Source organism: Kitasatospora sp. NPDC018058, assembly GCF_044327205.1.
Classification (GTDB): Bacteria; Actinomycetota; Actinomycetes; order Streptomycetales; family Streptomycetaceae; genus Kitasatospora.
On record NZ_JBIRFA010000012.1, the window covers coordinates 198,864 to 214,353 of the forward strand.

11 protein-coding genes and 1 other RNA gene are annotated in these 15,490 nt (G+C 73.7%); 2 read left to right on the forward strand and 10 right to left on the reverse strand.

Annotated features, from left to right (window positions below):
• Positions 1–175: 175 nt before the first annotated feature.
• From ACH4E7_RS19355 to ftsE, 6 genes are all read right to left on the reverse strand, one after another.
• A complete protein-coding gene (locus tag ACH4E7_RS19355; RefSeq protein ID WP_396250230.1) occupies positions 176–2,479 on the reverse strand; it encodes a HelD family protein in 2,304 nt (767 codons plus the stop codon).
• Positions 2,480–2,632: 153 nt separating this feature from the next.
• Positions 2,633–3,014, reverse strand: a transfer-messenger RNA (tmRNA) gene (gene ssrA, locus ACH4E7_RS19360).
• Positions 3,015–3,100: 86 nt separating this feature from the next.
• Positions 3,101–3,577 carry an SsrA-binding protein SmpB gene (smpB, locus tag ACH4E7_RS19365; protein WP_045695776.1) on the reverse strand — a complete coding sequence of 159 codons (477 nt, stop codon included), beginning with the start codon at positions 3,575–3,577 and terminating at the stop codon, positions 3,101–3,103.
• A gap of 116 nt (positions 3,578–3,693) precedes the next feature.
• Positions 3,694–4,830, reverse strand: a complete 1,137-nt coding sequence (locus ACH4E7_RS19370) for a S41 family peptidase (protein ID WP_396250231.1) — start codon at positions 4,828–4,830, stop codon at positions 3,694–3,696.
• A 112-nt stretch (positions 4,831–4,942) separates the two neighbouring features.
• Entirely contained in the window at positions 4,943–5,854 is a 912-nt protein-coding gene (gene ftsX / locus ACH4E7_RS19375; RefSeq protein WP_396250232.1) for a permease-like cell division protein FtsX, read from the reverse strand.
• A gap of 76 nt (positions 5,855–5,930) precedes the next feature.
• The gene (gene ftsE / locus ACH4E7_RS19380) at positions 5,931–6,620 is read right to left on the reverse strand and encodes a cell division ATP-binding protein FtsE (RefSeq protein WP_030059730.1); all 690 of its coding nucleotides are present in this window, start codon (positions 6,618–6,620) and stop codon (positions 5,931–5,933) included.
• 349 nt (positions 6,621–6,969) lie between these two features.
• Here ftsE and ACH4E7_RS19385 point away from each other — a divergent pair, with 349 nt between their 5' ends.
• Positions 6,970–7,164 carry a hypothetical protein gene (locus ACH4E7_RS19385; protein ID WP_396250233.1) on the forward strand — a complete coding sequence of 65 codons (195 nt, stop codon included), beginning with the start codon at positions 6,970–6,972 and terminating at the stop codon, positions 7,162–7,164.
• Between the two features lie 68 nt (positions 7,165–7,232).
• On the opposite strand, the gene prfB is transcribed toward ACH4E7_RS19385, so the two are convergent.
• From prfB to ACH4E7_RS19400, 3 genes are all read right to left on the reverse strand, one after another.
• Positions 7,233–8,345 (reverse strand): peptide chain release factor 2, encoded by a 1,113-nt coding sequence (gene prfB, locus ACH4E7_RS19390; protein ID WP_396250234.1) that lies wholly within the window; start codon positions 8,343–8,345, stop codon positions 7,233–7,235.
• Positions 8,346–8,458: 113 nt separating this feature from the next.
• On the reverse strand, positions 8,459–9,712 hold the full coding sequence (locus ACH4E7_RS19395; RefSeq protein WP_396250235.1) for a serine/threonine-protein kinase: 1,254 nt from the start codon (positions 9,710–9,712) through the stop codon (positions 8,459–8,461).
• A gap of 194 nt (positions 9,713–9,906) precedes the next feature.
• Positions 9,907–11,739, reverse strand: a complete 1,833-nt coding sequence (locus ACH4E7_RS19400) for a protein kinase (protein ID WP_396250236.1) — start codon at positions 11,737–11,739, stop codon at positions 9,907–9,909.
• A gap of 438 nt (positions 11,740–12,177) precedes the next feature.
• On the opposite strand from ACH4E7_RS19400, the gene ACH4E7_RS19405 reads away from it, so the two are divergent.
• Positions 12,178–15,018 (forward strand): FtsK/SpoIIIE domain-containing protein, encoded by a 2,841-nt coding sequence (locus ACH4E7_RS19405; protein WP_396250237.1) that lies wholly within the window; start codon positions 12,178–12,180, stop codon positions 15,016–15,018.
• Positions 15,019–15,050: 32 nt separating this feature from the next.
• Here ACH4E7_RS19405 and ACH4E7_RS19410 read toward each other — a convergent pair whose 3' ends face one another.
• Complete coding sequence (locus ACH4E7_RS19410; RefSeq protein ID WP_396250238.1) at positions 15,051–15,401, reverse strand: hypothetical protein; 351 nt, start codon at positions 15,399–15,401, stop codon at positions 15,051–15,053.
• Positions 15,402–15,490: the final 89 nt, after the last annotated feature.

Genomic DNA, 15,490 nt, shown 5'->3' on the forward strand with positions numbered 1-15,490 from the left:
TTGCCTCTCCGGGCCGATGCGTTACATTGGACGGGACACCGGCTCGATCCAAGCCCCCGGGCCCAACCTTCGTCCCTTCGAGGGACCACTTGCCGCGAGGCGAGCATGGCGGGTCGGTGTCGTAAACGTCTGAAGGCCCCTCACCGTCGGTGAGGGGCCTTCGCATTGGTCCGGGTCAGCCGTGCAGCAGCGCGGGCACGCCAGCCGCGTCCGGCAGGTCGTCCGGGCCGGACAGCACGGTCAGCCGCTGGGTCGCCCGGGTCAGCGCCACGTACAGCACCCGCAGACCGGCCTCCGACTCACCGGCGATGCCGGTCGGGTCGGCGACCACCGTCGCGTCATACTCCAGGCCCTTGGCCTCCAGGCTGCCCAGCACCGCCACGCGCTCGCCCAGGCCCTCGACCCAGCCGGCCGCCTCCGCCCGGCGGTCCATCGGCACCACGATCGCCACGGTGCCGTCCACCTCGCCCAGCAGCCGCTCCAGCTCGGCCCTGGCGGCCTTGCCGAAGGCCTCCGGCGAGGGGTCGGCGACGGCCGCGAAGCGCGGCTCCACGCCGACCCGGCGCACCGCGCTCGGCGAGGGCGTGCCCGGCGCGGCCAGCGCCAGCACCTTGGCCGCGACCTCGGCGATCTCGGCCGGGTTGCGGTAGTTGACGGTCAGCGTGAAGCGGCGGCGCGGCTTGCCGGAGAGCACCTCGTCCAGCGCGGCCTGGGCCTCCTGCGGGAACGGCCAGGAGGACTGCGCCGGGTCGCCGACGATCGTCCAGGTAGCCATCCGGGCCCGGCGGCCGATCATCCGCCACTGCATCGGGGTGAGGTCCTGCGCCTCGTCCACGATGACGTGCGCGTACTCCTTGCGCTCGACCGGCTGGCGGTCGCGCTGGCGGGCGCTGCGGTCGGCGAAGGTGGTGACCTCCTCCAGGCCGCTCAGCAGGTCCACCGCGTCCACCTCGCGGACCTTCGGCCGGGCCGGCTCGCCGAGCAGCACCTGCAGCTCGTCCACCAGCGCGACGTCGTGCGCGGACAGCGCGCCCCCGCCCTCCGGGGACAGGTGGCGCCAGGAGGCGGCCAGCAGCCTCGCCTCGTCCGGGGTGACGGCGCGGCGGGCGATCCGGTTGATGTGCCGGCTCTGCTTGAGCGTGCCGAGCACCCGGCGCGGGGTCAGGGCCGGCCACCAGGCGTCCAGGAAGTCCAGGAACGGCGCCTCGTCCGAGACGTACTCGTCGAAGGACTCCTTCTCCTCCTGGCGCTGCTCACGCGCGTAGTGGTCGGTGGGCTTGGGCAGGTGCTTGACGACCTCCTGCCACAGGGCGTCCAGCAGCAGCCGGCGGGCGCGCGGGCGCAGCAGGTTCAGCGGGGTGCCGCCGGAGCCCACGACGTTGCCGCGGACGGCCTTCAGCCGACCCGCGTCCAGCTTCAGCACCTCGCCGCGGGCCACCACCTTGAGCTCCTGCGGGGCGCCCAGCTCCAGCGCCGCCCGGGCGGCCCGGCGCAGCAGCTGCGTCATCCGGGCCGAGCCCTTGACCCGGGCCGCCGCCGGGGTGTCGTAGGTGCCGGCCTCGATGCCGTCGACCAGCGAGCCGACCGCGCGGATGGCGACCTGGCCCTCCTCGCCGAGCGAGGGCAGCACGCCCTCGGTGTAGGAGACCAGCAGCGGGGTCGGCGAGACCACCAGGATGCCCCCGGCGTAGCGGCGTCGGTCCTGGTAGAGCAGGTAGGCGGCACGGTGCAGGGCGACCGCGGTCTTGCCGGTGCCGGGGCCGCCGGTGACGAGGGTGGCACCGGCCGCGGCGGCGCGGATCACCTCGTCCTGCTCCTTCTGGATCGAGGAGACGATGTCGCGCATCGAGTGGCTGCGGGCGCGGCCGAGCGAGGCCATCAGCGCACCGTCGCCGACCACGGCGAGCTCCCGGCCGTCCAGAGTGGGGGTGAGGTCGGGGCGCAGCAGGTCGTCCTCGACACCGATCACCTTGCGCCCCTTGGAACGGATCACCCGGCGGCGGATCACCCGGCCCGGCTCGACCGGGGTGGCGCGGTAGAACGGCGCGGCGGCGGGCGCCCGCCAGTCGATCACCAGCGGGCCGTACTCGGCGTCCAGCACGCCCAGGCGGCCGATGTGGAGGGTCTCGGCGACGGCCGGGTCGGCCGGGTCCAGCGGGGTGTCGGACGGGATGCCGTGCTCCTCCGGGGCGTCCGCCCGCTGGAGGTCGATCCGGCCGAAGAGGAAGTCCTCGAACTCGTTGTTGAGTCGCTGGAGGTGGGCGCCGGCCCGGTAGACCTGGGCGTCACGCTCGGCGAGCGCGCCGGGGGTGCCGACGTGAACCCGCTTGGCGGCGTCCTCCAGGATGTACTCGGCCTCGGCGAGCTTCTCCTCCAGCCGGTGGTAGACGGTGTCGAGGTGCTGCTGTTCACCGGCGATCTCGCGCTCGCGGACGGTCTCGTGGTCGGCGGTGGGGGTGGTGTCCGTGTTGCTCTGCATGGCCTCGGGGGTTGCGACGGAATCCGGCTCCGGAAAACGAGCGGACGGATGATCCTACGCCCGGGTGGGCCGCCGCGCCTCACCGGGATCGTAAAAAATCCGAAGGCCGCCCTCCGCGCGGAGCGGTGGACGGCCTTCGGTGTGAACATGGGGTGGTGGAGATGCCGGGAATCGAACCCGGGTCCAGTGGAGTTAATTCAGGGCTTCTCCGAGCGCAGTCCGCTGTGCTTTTCTCGGCCCTGGCGGTCACACGGACAAGCCGCCAACAGGCCCAGCTGCTGTTTGATTTCCCATCCACCCCCGCAGCCCGGGCGGACGGTTGAGTTCCCTAGATTATGCCAGGGTCCGGGTCGGGAACTCCCCGGTCTGACACCCAAGCGCTATCGGTGCTTATTAGGCAGCGAGAGCGAACTGCTGGGAATCGCGCTTAGAGTTGGCGATTATTTTTTTGCGACACGTGGTTAACGAGATCATTGCCGCGTTCCTCGGCTCGCTTCCCCTGTTTCAACATCCCCTGTCGAAACCGATCATCCCCATGTTTTATTGAGAAACAGCTCGGACGGTGACCGTCCGTGTTGCTGGCGCCATAGTACGCGAGGCGACGGGCGAGGGTCCAGCGGATTAACCCTGGCGCCGTCGAGCCGCGGCCACGGCACGCGCCGTCTCGCGGGTGTCCTGCTTCTCGCGCAGCGTCTGGCGCTTGTCGTACAACTTCTTGCCGACCGCGAGCGCGAGTTCGAGCTTGACCCGGCCGTCCTTGAAGTACAGCGAGAGCGGGACCAGGGTGTGGCCCGCGTCGCGGACCTTGGTCTCGATCTTGCGGATCTCCAGCTTGTGCAGCAGCAGCTTGCGCTTGCGCCGGGCCGCGTGGTTGGTCCACGTCCCCTGGGTGTACTCGGGGATGAAGACGTTGTCGATCCACGCCTCGTGGTTCTGGATGTAGGCGTAGCCGTCGACCAGGTTGGCCCGCCCCTCGCGCAGTGACTTCACCTCGGTGCCGGTGAGTACGAGGCCGCACTCGTAGGTGTCGAGGATCGTGTACTCGTGTCGCGCCTTCTTGTTCTGCGCGATCAGCTTCTGTCCGGTTTCCTTTGCCATAGCGCGGTCATTCTCGCACTTCGACGCCGGATCGGGCAGCTGCTTTAGGCGCGGGCGCGGGGTGCGGACGGATGCCGGCGCGGCGTCGGCGGGTGTCGGCGGGGCGTCGGCGGGCCTCAGGCCCGGGTGCCGAGCCCGGCGAGGACGCGCAGGGCCAGCGCGTCGGCGTCCTCGCCGACCGCGGCCGGGACGTCCGGGGCGAGGCCGGTGCCGTCCAGCGAGCGGCCGGCCGGGGTGTAGTAGCGGCCGACGGTCATCTCCAGCACCGCGCCGTCGGCGAGTCTGCTGGGCTGCTGGACGGTGCCCTTGCCGAAGGTCCGGGAGCCCACCACCACGGCGCGGCTGCGGTCCTGCAGGGCCCCGGCGAGCAGTTCGGCGGCGCTCATCGTGCCGCCGTCCACCAGCACCACCAGCGGGGTGCGCTGGTCGCCGCCCGACGGGGCGGTCAGCTCCCGCTTCTCGCCGCGCTCCTGGTACGAGCCGACCGCCCCGCCGTCCAGGAAGACCCCGGCGGTGCCGACCGCCTCGTCCACCAACCCGCCGGAGTTGCCGCGCAGATCGAGCACCACGCCGGTGTGCGGGGCGCGCAGCGCGGTGCGCACCTGCTCGGCCACGCCGCTGGTGAAGGCCCGGACGGTGATCCGCAGGTCCGCCTCGTCCAGCCGCTCGGCGGTGACCTGCTGGCTGTCCAGCAGCACGCGCCGCAGCCGCAGTTCGCGCACCTGCCCGTCGCCGCGCCGGACGGCCAGGGTGACCTCGGAGCCGACGCCGCGCTCGCCGCCCTGCCCTCGCAGCCGGGCGACCACCTCGGTGACCGGCAGCCGGTCGGCCTGGTCCTGGTCGATCCGCAGCAGCCGGTCGCCGGGGGCGATCCCGGCCTCGGCGGCCGGTCCGGCCGGGGTGACCTGGGAGACCGTGGTGACGCCGTCCTCGCCGCGGCCGACCGAGAGGCCGACGCCCAGGTAGCGGCCGTCCAGGCCCTGGCTGAACTCGGCGTACTCCCGGGCGCTGTAGTACGCGCCCCAGCGGTCGCCGCCGGCCGCGAGCAGGTGCTCGGCCTGCTGCTCGGACAGCGCGGTGCCCGCCGGGTCCGCCGGGAGCCCGGCGGCGGCCGGGGCGAGGTCGGCGGAGGCGCGGCGCGAAGGCGCGCTCGGGTCGCCCCAGGCGCCGGTGGCGGCGCCCGCGAGCAGCACGGCACCGAACACCAGGCTGAGGGCGGCCACCTGACGTGCCCTGCGCGGAGTTTGCGGCATGGACCGGAGTGTAGACACCGCATCGCGCGCGGCGGGCCGGAACGACGGACCACGAAACGGCGACGGCCCCGGACGGCGCAGTGCCGTCCGGGGCCGAAGCACCCGATGGGGATCAGACCTTGAGGTACTTGCGCAGCGTGAAGAACGCCGCGATGCCGGCCATGCCCATACCCACCACGACCAGCAGCGGGATCACCGCGAGCACCGAGCTCAGACCGATGAAGTGGATGAACTGCACCCGGTCGGCCAGCCAGTGCTGGACGAAGAAGTGCCCGCCGAGCAGCAGCCCCGAGGCCATCACCGCACCCAGCAGCGCGGCGAACGCGGCCTCGGCGATGAACGGCATCTGGACGTAGAAGTTCGAGGCACCGACCAGGCGCATGATGCCTGTCTCGCGCCGCCTGCTGAACGCCGACACCCGGACGGTGTTGACGATCAGCAGCAACGCGACGAAGAGCATCAGCACCATGATCACGAAGGCCGCCGTCTGGAGACCGTTGAGCAGGCCGAAGAGGTTCTCCAGGATCTTCCGCTGGTCCTCGACCGACTTGACGCCGGGCTTGCCGGCGAAGGCGCTCTGGATGACGTCGTACTTGGTCGGGTCGTTGAGCTTGACCCGCCAGGACTGCGGCATGGCGTCCGCGCCCAGGACGGAGATGAGCGGGTTCTCCGGGTTCATCTCCTTCCAGTGCTTGTACGCGTCGGCGGAGCTCTCGTAGGTGGACGACTGGACCACCGAACTCATCTTGTCCAGCTGGTCCTTGATGTCCTGGACCTGCTGGTCGGTGGCCGCGCCCTTGTCGCACTGCGGCGAGTTGCGGGCATCCGCCTTGGTGCAGAAGTAGATGCTCACCTCGACCTTGTCGTACCAGTACCCCTTCATGGAGTTCACCTGGTCGCGGACCAGGAGCGAGGAACCGGCGAGGGCGAGGGAGAGCGCGACACTGACGACGACCGCGATGGTCATGGTCAGGTTGCGTCGGAGACCCACACCGATCTCCGACAGGACGAACTGGGCACGCATGCGGGATACAACTCCAGGGTCGGTACTGCTCGGTCTGGCGTCCGGGCCGACGGCCCTACGGGTCAGCGCTGGGGGGTCAGTGCTGGTACCCGTAGACGCCGCGGGCCTGGTCGCGGACGAGCAGCCCCTTGTCGAGTTCGATGACTCGCTTGCGCATCTGGTCGACGATGGCCTGGTCGTGGGTGGCCATCAGCACCGTGGTGCCGGTGCGGTTGATGCGGTCGAGCAGCTTCATGATGCCGACCGAGTTCTGCGGGTCGAGGTTACCGGTGGGCTCGTCCGCGATGAGCAGCATCGGGCGGTTCACGAAGGCGCGGGCGATCGCCACTCGCTGCTGCTCACCACCGGACAGCTCGCCCGGCATGCGGTCCTCCTTGCCGCCGAGGCCGACCAGCTCCAGCACCTCGGGCACCACCTTGTTGATGGCGCTCTTGGGCTTGCCGATCACCTCCAGGGCGAAGGCGACGTTCTGCGCGACCGTCTTGTTCGGCAGCAGGCGGAAGTCCTGGAAGACGGTGCCCAGCTGGCGGCGCATGTGCGGCACCTTCCAGTTGGACAGCTTGCCGAGGTCCTTGCCCAGCACGTGCACCGCACCGGTGCTGGGGCGCTCCTCGCGCAGGCACAGGCGCAGGAACGTGGACTTGCCCGAGCCGGACGAGCCGACCAGGAAGACGAACTCACCCTTCTCGATCTCCAGCGAGACGTTGTCCAGGGCGGGACGGTTCTGCTTGGGATAGGTCTTGGAGACGTTGTCGAATCTGATCACGGCTGCATCACGGAGGCCATCCTAGGCGGCGCCAGTCCTCGGTCGGTCCACCCCGGAGGCCCGGTCCAGGGGCGGGCGAAGGGAGCGCGGAGGGCCGCTCCCGGTCTGGGACCATACGCGAATCGGCGACCGGCCCGCAGGGTCGGTCCAGGACGGCGGTCGAAATCTGGGGGAGAATGTCCGGTTATGCCCTGAATATTGCGAGCCATCTCACAGCCCGGGAGCCGGAAGCGCCAGAACCTGGCAGAGTGGAGGTGGCGACCGTGTTCGGCCGCTCCCCCGTACAGGGCAGGAAAAGGAACCAAAGCCCCGTCCGGTGCGTTGGCTGTAGCAGCGAGGAGGAGATCGCATGACGTGCGACCATCTGGTGTGCGCCAACTGCAACGGCCGCGTCAGCGACGGGCGGTGCCCGGTGTGCCGCGCCAACCGGGCCCGGCTGCAGGAGCAGCAGGGGCCGTTCGCCACGCTCTCCCCCGCGATGCTGCTGGCCCTGCTGGCCGGTCTGCTCGCGGTGGCGCTGATCGCGCGGCAGGCGCTGGCCTGAGAACCGACGAGACGTGACGGAAAGGCCCCCGACCACTGCGGTCGGGGGCCTTCTCCGTGTCCGGGTGCTTACTCGGCGCTGGTCTCGCGTTGCTTGCGCCACCGGATGCCGGCCTCGATGAAGCCGTCGATGTCGCCGTCCAGCACCGACTGCGGGTTACCGGCCTCGAACGCCGTGCGGACGTCCTTGACCATCTGGTACGGGTGCAGCACGTAGGAGCGCATCTGGTTGCCCCAGGAGCTGCCGCTGTCCTTGAGCGCGTCCATCGCCGCCTTCTCCTCCTGGCGGCGCCGCTCGAGCAGCTTGGCCTGGAGGACGTTCATCGCGGACGCCTTGTTCTGGATCTGCGAGCGCTCGTTCTGGCAGGAGACCACGATGCCGGTCGGGATGTGCGTGATGCGCACCGCCGAGTCGGTGGTGTTGACGCCCTGGCCGCCGGGGCCGGAGGCGCGGTAGACGTCCACCCGCAGCTCGCCCTCGTCGATGTCGACGTGGTCGGCCTGCTCGACGACCGGGAGCACCTCGACACCGGCGAAGGAGGTCTGCCGGCGGCCCTGGTTGTCGAACGGCGAGATGCGGACCAGACGGTGGGTGCCCTGCTCGACCGAGAGGGTGCCGTAGGCGTACGGCGCCTTCACGGTGAAGGTCGCGGACTTGATGCCGGCCTCTTCGGCGTACGAGGTGTCGTACACCTCGGTGGGGTACCCGTGCCGCTCGGCCCAGCGCAGGTACATGCGCATCAGCTGCTCGGCGAAGTCGGCGGCGTCGACGCCACCGGCCTCGGCACGGATGTTGATCAGCGCCTCGCGGGCGTCGTACTCGCCGGACAGGAGGGTGCGGACCTCCAGCTCCTCGACCGCCTTCTTGACGGCCACCAGCTCGACCTCGGCCTCGGCGCGGGTCTCCGCGTCGTCCTCGGCCTCGGCCAGCTCGAACAGCACACCCAGGTCGTCGATGCGGCCGCGCAGGCCCTCGACCCGGCGCAGTTCACCCTGGAGGAAGGAGAGCCGGCTGGTCACCTTCTGCGCGTTCGCGACGTCGTCCCACAGGGTGGGGGCGGCTGCCTCCTCCTCCAGGACCGCGATGTCGGCCCGGATCTTGTCCAGGTCGAGGACGGCCTCGATCGACCCCATGGTCGTATCGAGGTTCTTGAGCTCTTCGGAAGGATCGACGGCTGCCACGCCCCCCAGGGTAATGGTTCCGGGAGTGGTCATGACGACACCCCCGGTTCGCCCGGGGTCGGAGCCGCCCTCCCGGCCCTTGCCCGATCCGGACGAAACCCGGGAGACCGGCCCTACGGGGCCCGCGGGGCGGTGCTGTGCACGGCCGGGCGGGCCGGGTGGCCGCGGTCCGGCCCGGTGGTCGCGAAGGCCGTCCAGGCCGCGGCGGCGCCCGCCAGCAGCAGGACGGTGGCCAGCAGCACGGCCAGCAGCCGGCGGCGGCGCAGCAGGGCCTGGCGGTCCCGGCGGTGGCCCGGGGCGGCGCGCTGGGCGCGCGACTCGGCCGCGTACGCGGCCAGCTCGTCGGCCGAGGGGCGGCGCAGGCTGGTGTGGGTGTCCCGGGTGGAGTCCGGGGCGACACCGGGCACCAGCGGAACGGCCGGGCCGCGGCGCCGCTTGTGGGTGCCCGGGCCGGCGTCGATCTCGGCGTAGACGGCCTCGCCGGGGGTCAGCTGCTCCTCGGCCGGGGCGCGGCCCTGGGAGGGCACCGCCAGCACCGGCAGACCGGCCAGCGAGGGCAGCTGCTCGCGCAGCCGGGCGGCCAGCTCCGCGGCGCGCAGCCGGGAGGCCGGGGCCTTGGCCAGGCACTCCGAGATGATCCGCCACAGCCCGTCCGGCAGGCCGGGGATCGGCGGCACCTGCTCGGTGACGTGCCGGCGCAGCACCGCGCCGGTGTGGCCGCCGCCGAACGGGGTGAAGCCGGCCAGCAGCTCGTAGAGCACGGTGGCGAGGGCGTAGATGTCGACGGCGGCGCGCGGTTCCAGGCCCTCGATGATCTCGGGGGCGAGGTAGTCGGGGGTGCCGATGATCCGGGTGGCCCGGGTCCGGCGCGGGGCGTCGACCAGGCGGGCCACGCCGAAGTCGGTGAGCTTGGCGCGCGGGGCGCCCCCGGGGCCGGGGGCGGCGGCGAGGTCGAGCAGGACGTTCTCCGGCTTGACGTCGCGGTGGACGATCCCGGCCGCGTGCGCGGCGGCCAGGCCGTCGGCGACGTCGGCGATGATCGAGGCGGCGGTCTGCGGTGGGAGGGCGCCGTCCCGCTCCAGGCGGGAGCGCAGGTCGGTGCCCTGGACCAGCTCCATCACCAGGGCGAGGTCGCTGCCGTCCACCACCATGTCGCGCACGCCGACCACCCGGGGGTGGTCGAGGCTGGTCAGCGCGGTGCGTTCCTGGACGAAGCGGCCGACCAGCACCTGGTCGGCGGCGAGGTCCTCGCGCAGCAGCTTGACCGCCACCGGACCGTCCGGCCCCTCGCCGAGCCAGACCGTACCGGCCGAACCCCGGCCGATCACCTGGTGGACGGTGTACCGGCTGCCGATCTTGCGTGCCAATGCTGCTCCGTGGGCGGCGCGGGAGCGCTCCGGGGGTCCGGGCGCGCTCGGTGGGGCGGGACAACAGCGACCAACCTACGCGCCCCGACCCCCCGTGCGGGCCGCCTGACGGCCCCGGGGCGGGACTCCGGGGCGGGAAATCTCGTGAATTATCGACAAAGCGTCAATCCTGCCGCCCCGGAGGCGATCCGCGGCTATGCGCCGAAGACGCTGTTCACCCAGTCCCGCGCCGAGTCGAACCAGCCGACGACGTTGTCCCAGTAGTGCGGCAGCGGGGTGAACTTCCACAACGCGATGCCGGCCAGGGCCAGCACCAGCAGCACCATCAGACAGCCCTTGAGGCAGCCGAGCCCCGGGATGTACATCCGGTTGCGGCTGCGCGGACGGCGCTCGCGCGGCGGGGCGGGCTCGCGCCGGGGCGGCGCGGGCGGCTCCTCGCGGCGCTGCGGGGGCTCCCGGTACTGCGGCGCGGGCGGCTCGGCCCGGCGCGGAACCGGGGCGGGCGGGGGCGGCGGGTAGCCACCCGGTGGCTGACCGTACCCGGCCGGCGGCTGCCGGTAGCCGCCCTGCGCGCCGGGGCCGCCCTGGTCGTTTCGGCCGCCCTGGCCTCCCTGTCCGCTCCGGTAGGGCGGCGGGGCGACCGGCGGGCGCTGGACGTAGCCGGGCGGCGGGCCCTGGCGGCGCTGGTCCGGGCGGTAGCCGGCCGGCGGCTGCGGCTGGTAGCCGGGCGCGCCCTGGCCGGCCTGGCCCCCCGGTCCGGCCTGGTAGGGCGGCGGGGCGACCTGCGGCTCCTCGAAGTCCTCGGGGCCGAAGTAGCCGACCTGGGTCTGCTGGTTGCGGTCGCGCGCCGCGCGCAGCTGGGTCTGCCACGGGTGCGGCGCCTCCTCCTGCGGCGCGGCGGGCGCTCCGGGCGGGGGCACGGCGGTGGGCGGCATCACCTGGGTGCGGTCCTGGGTGCCGTACGGGGGCGCGGGCGGCGGCTGGGTGCCCATCACCCGGGTCGCCCCGGCCGGGTCGTACTGCGGGCCGCCCGGGGGCGGGGGCAGCACCTGGGTGCGGTCCTCGGCGCCGGCCCCGGGTGCGGCCGGCACGGTGCCGGGCGCGGTGGTCGGCTGCGGGTCCGGCAGCAGCAGGGCGGCGACCGCGAGCGCCTCGTCCACCGCCGCCGGGGAGGCGTGCACGCCGACCCCGGCCGCGACCACCCGCAGCGCGCGGGCCAGCGAGGTGGCGCTCGGCCGCTGGGCCGGGTCCTTGCGCAGGCAGCGCTCGATCACCGTCCAGACCGGCTCGGGCATGGTGCTGGGCCGCTGCGGCTCCTGCGACAGGTGGGCCTGGAGGACGGCCAGTGCGCTGTCGCCCTGGAACGGCTGGCGGCCGGTGACCAGCTCGTACAGCATGATCCCGGCGCCGTAGACGTCCACCGCGGAGGTCTGCGGGCGGCCCTCGGCGGACTCCGGCGCGACGTACGCGGGGGTGCCGACGAACTCGTGGGTGCGGGTGACCCCCGGGGAGTCGGCGAGCCGGGCGATGCCGAAGTCGGTCAGCATCGGGTGCATCTGCTCGGTGCCGTCCACCAGGACGGAGGCGAGCAGCACGTTGGCCGGCTTGAGGTCGCGGTGGACGATCCCGTCCGCGTGGCTGGCCGCCAGTGCGTCGGCGACCTGGGCCATCAGCAGAGCGCCCGCGATCGGGCTGAAGGGGCCGTTGGCGCGCAGGTAGCGGGCCAGGTCCGGGCCCTCCACCAGGTCCATCACCAGGGCCAGCAGCTCGCCCTCGACGACCAGGTCACGGACCCGGACGATGTTCGGGTGGGTCAGCCGCAGCAGTAGCGAGCGCTCGCGCAGGAAGCGCATCACGACGTCCGGGTCGGCCGCCAGTTCCTCGCGCAGCACCTTGATCGCCACCTGCTGCCCGGGCTCACTGCCCGGCACCTGGACGTCCGGACGCACCAGGCCGCGCCAGACGGTCCCGGTGGCACCCCGTCCCAGGGTCTCCTCAAGCAGATATTTGCTGCCGACTGGCCGCACCTGTCGCACTCCTCGCCGTGCCGCCCGCGCGGGGCGCTCCTCCGCCGGTGCGGTGAGCCTGCCGGGCCCGTGTTTGCGGCCACTCTAACCGTGTCCGTTCAGGTTTTTGAGGTGGTCGGCAGACCACCCGAGCAGGGTTGGGGGACATCCCCTAGGGGACTTCCCGGACGCTCCCCGGGGGACCGGCCGGAGCCGCTGGCCGGGGCCGTCGCGGCGTCGTCGCGGCTGCGGTTGACCTGACTCTCCGTCGCCTCCACCATGGCGATGATCGCAAGATCGTCAAATCCGGTACCGTGCGCGGACCGTCCACGCCGGATGGCAGGATGGACACTCGCCACTCATGTGGCCCAAAGGGTCGACGCGACCGCCCGGTGCGACCGCGACGACACGTGGCAGCGGTACCAGGCATCACACCAGCAGAAGGGACCCGCGGGCGAGATGCAGATCCGGCTGACCGTCCTCCGACCGCGCAGCGGCCCGACCGCCGCCGGCTCCGCCATCCCCTACGTGGACGTGCTGGTCACCGCGCCCGTCGGCACCGCGCTCGGCGCCATCGCGGGCGCGCTCGCGGGCGCCGTGGGCGTGCGCGGACCGCGGGCCGCCACCCACGTGCACTTGTACGCCGGGGCGCACCGGGTGGACGAGCACACCCTGCTCGGCCACCCCCCGCTGCTCGACGGAGCCGTCCTCAGCCTCAACGAGCCCGACCCGACCGCCGACGACCCCGACGACACCCCCGCCGCCGAGCTGCGGGTGGTCGGCGGCCCGGACGCCGGCGGCGTGCACCGACTGCACGGCCGGGAGATCCGGATCGGCCGCTCCGGCGAGGCCGACGTCCCGCTCGACGACCCGGACGTCTCCCGGCTGCACCTCGCCCTGCACCTCGGCGAGGACGGCCGGATCGCCGTCCGCGACCTCGGCTCCACCAACGGCACCACCCTGGACGGCCGGATCGTCCCGCCCGCCCCGGCCGAAGCCGCCGTCCCGCTGGAGAACGGCGCCCTGCTGCGGATCGGCGAGTCCACCCTGCAGGTCTTCGAACCGGCCGGGGAACCCGCCCGCGCCGCCCTGCCCGACGGCAACGGCCACCTCCAGCTCGCCGCCCCCGGCCCGGTCCGGCCCGCACCACCCGTGATCGAGCCGCCCACCGCCCCCGAGCCCACCCACGGACGCGGCCTCGGCCTGTTCTCCCTGTTGTCCGGCCGCACCGCCGAACCGCCCGAGGAGAGCGCCGAGCGCCACCACGCCGCGGTACGGCTGCGCCAGGCCGCCGCCCAGCGCGAGCGCTGGCCCGACCTCGCCACCGTGCTGCTCAACGCCGTCGGCCCCGGCCCCCGGCTCTGGGAACGCGGTCCCGGCCACCCCGACGCGCTCACCCTGCGCCTGGGCACCGCCGACCGCCCCGGCGGCCCCGGCACCACGCCCGGCACCATGCTGCCCGCCGTCCCGGTCACCCTCGACCTGCAGACCGCCGGCAGCCTCGGCCTCAGCGGCCCCCGCGAGCGCCTGGACGCGCTCACCCGCGCCGTCGTCGCCCAACTCGCCGCGCTGCACCCGCCGACCGGGCTGAGCCTGGTCGTGGTCGACGCCGACCCGGCCCGCAGCCCCGAGGAACGCGTCGACACCTGGGCCTGGGCGCTCTGGCTGCCCCACCTGCGCCCCGCCGACGGCCAGGACTGCCGACTGCTGCTCGGCCTCGACGACGAACAGGCCACCTCCCGGCTGACCGAACTCACCACCCGGCTCAGCGGCCCGGCCGGCCTCGGCGGCCACCCCGCCACCGTGGTCGTGGTGGACGGCCGCCCGGCCACCGAGGCCGCCCGGCACGCGCTCGACCTGCTGCTGCGGCAGGGCCCGGCGGTCGGCATCTTCCCGATCTGCCTCGCCGAGCAGCCCGAGCTGCTCCCCCGGGGCCTCGGCGCCACCGCGCTGATCACCGGCGAGGTCGGCACCCACCTCTCCATCGACCGCCCGGTCGCCCGCGGCCGCGAGACCCTGCACGAGGTCTCGCTGGACGCCGTCTCCGACGCCTGGGCCGAGCGGCTCGCCCGCGTCCTCGCCCCGCTGCGCGAGGCCACCCCGGCCGCCCGCGGCCCGCTGCCGGACGCGCTGCGGCTGCTCGACCTGCTCCAGCTCGACACCGTCACCCCGGCCAAGCTGTCCGCCCGTTGGGCCGCCCACGCCGGCGGCATCGGCGCGGCCGGCGCGCTGCTCGGCACCACCCGGGACGAGCTGTGCACCCTCGACCTGGCCGACCCCGAACTCGCCCTCCCCTCCCCCGACCCGGGCGGCCCGCACCTGCTGATCGGCGGCGCGCGCGGCTCCGGCAAGACCGAACTGCTGCGCACCCTGGTCGCCTCGCTCGCCGTCTCCGAACGGCCCGAGCGCCTGGCCGTCACCCTCATCGAGGGCCGGGCCGCCGCGGACGGGCAGGACGGCCTGGACGGCTGCACCGAGCTGCCGCACGTCACCGGGCGGGTCAACGCCGCCTCCGACCCGCGCGCCGCACTGCTCACGGCCGAGGCGCTGGAGGACGAACTCGCCCTGCGGGAGCGGCTGTTCGGCGGGCTGGACTTCGCCGCCTGGCACGCGGCGCGCATCTTGGACGGGCACAGCCTGGACGGACGCGGCCTGGACGACCGGGGCCTGGGCGCGGACCGCCCGCAGATCCCGGTGCCCGCCACGGTCGGTGCCGCCTCGACCGGCGGCGCGCGGATCATCCCGCCGCGCAGCGCCTCCGACGCCCGGCCGGCCGCCGCCCCAGCCCACCCGGCCCCGGCCCGGCTGGTCGTCGTGGTCGACGACTACGACGACCTGCTCTCCCCCACCTCGCCGGCCGGCCGCCCGCTGGCCCGCGCGCTCGCCGCCGTCGCCCGGCGCGGCGGCCCGCTCGGCATCCACCTCGCGGTCGCCACCGGCCGCCCGGAGGAGAGCGCCGGCACCGAGGTCGACGAGGCCGCCCTGCTCCGGATCGCCCTGCGCACCGAGGACCCGGCCGACTCCGACCTGCTGATCCACCTCGGCGACGCGGCCGCCATCCCGGAGGACACCCCCGGCCGCGGCTACCTGCGCCGGCCCGACGGCGGGGTCACCGCCTTCCAGACCGCCCGGATCAGCGGCCGCATCCCCCGCACCGCCACCCTGCGGCCCACCGTGGTCGCGATAGACCCGCTCCAACTCGGTGCCCCGCCCGCCCGCCGCCCGGTCCGCGAGCTCGGCAACGGCCCCACCGACCTCGCCCTCCTCGCCAGCGCCCTCCAACGCGCCGCCTCGCGCTGAGCGGTCAGCGACACAGCCGGTGAACGCGCCCCTCATGGGCGGGCCCCGGCGGCAGAACCCTGGCGGTCGGCACCGGCGCGGCCGTCACGTCCGAGGGCGTCGCCCGCGCCCGCGCGGCCCTGCGCGGGCGCGGGCGACTCGTCGGTGTCGGCCGTCAGCGCCGAGGCGCCCGGCGGCAGCGTCTCGGGCGCCTTCATCTTCGCCTTGATCTCGTCCATCTTGGCCGTCGCCCGGTCGGACTTGGCCCGGGCGTCCGCCTCGGCCGCCATCCGCACCGGGTCCGGCGCCGGTCCGCCCTTGTACGCGAAGTCGGTGCAGCCGTTGAGCAGCGAGACCGGATCGGTCTCCAGCGCGCCGGAGGCCAGCGCCTCATCCTTGGTCATGGACAGCTTCAGGCCCCGGTACCCCGGGAAGGCGCACAGGGCACGATCGGGAACGCGAAAGAGAACGGGTACCGGAACGCGGAAGGGCC

Bases quoted from the DNA above. Each gene is read 5' to 3' on its own strand.
- ACH4E7_RS19355 (WP_396250230.1), bottom strand. From the start codon at position 2,479: ATGCAGAGCAACACGGACACCACCCCCACCGCCGACCACGAGACCGTC.
- smpB (WP_045695776.1), bottom strand. From the start codon at position 3,577: ATGGCAAAGGAAACCGGACAGAAGCTGATCGCGCAGAACAAGAAGGCG.
- ACH4E7_RS19370 (WP_396250231.1), bottom strand. From the start codon at position 4,830: ATGCCGCAAACTCCGCGCAGGGCACGTCAGGTGGCCGCCCTCAGCCTG.
- ftsX (WP_396250232.1), bottom strand. From the start codon at position 5,854: ATGCGTGCCCAGTTCGTCCTGTCGGAGATCGGTGTGGGTCTCCGACGC.
- ACH4E7_RS19385 (WP_396250233.1), top strand. From the start codon at position 6,970: ATGACGTGCGACCATCTGGTGTGCGCCAACTGCAACGGCCGCGTCAGC.
- ACH4E7_RS19405 (WP_396250237.1), top strand. From the start codon at position 12,178: ATGCAGATCCGGCTGACCGTCCTCCGACCGCGCAGCGGCCCGACCGCC.
- ACH4E7_RS19410 (WP_396250238.1), bottom strand. From the start codon at position 15,401: ATGACCAAGGATGAGGCGCTGGCCTCCGGCGCGCTGGAGACCGATCCG.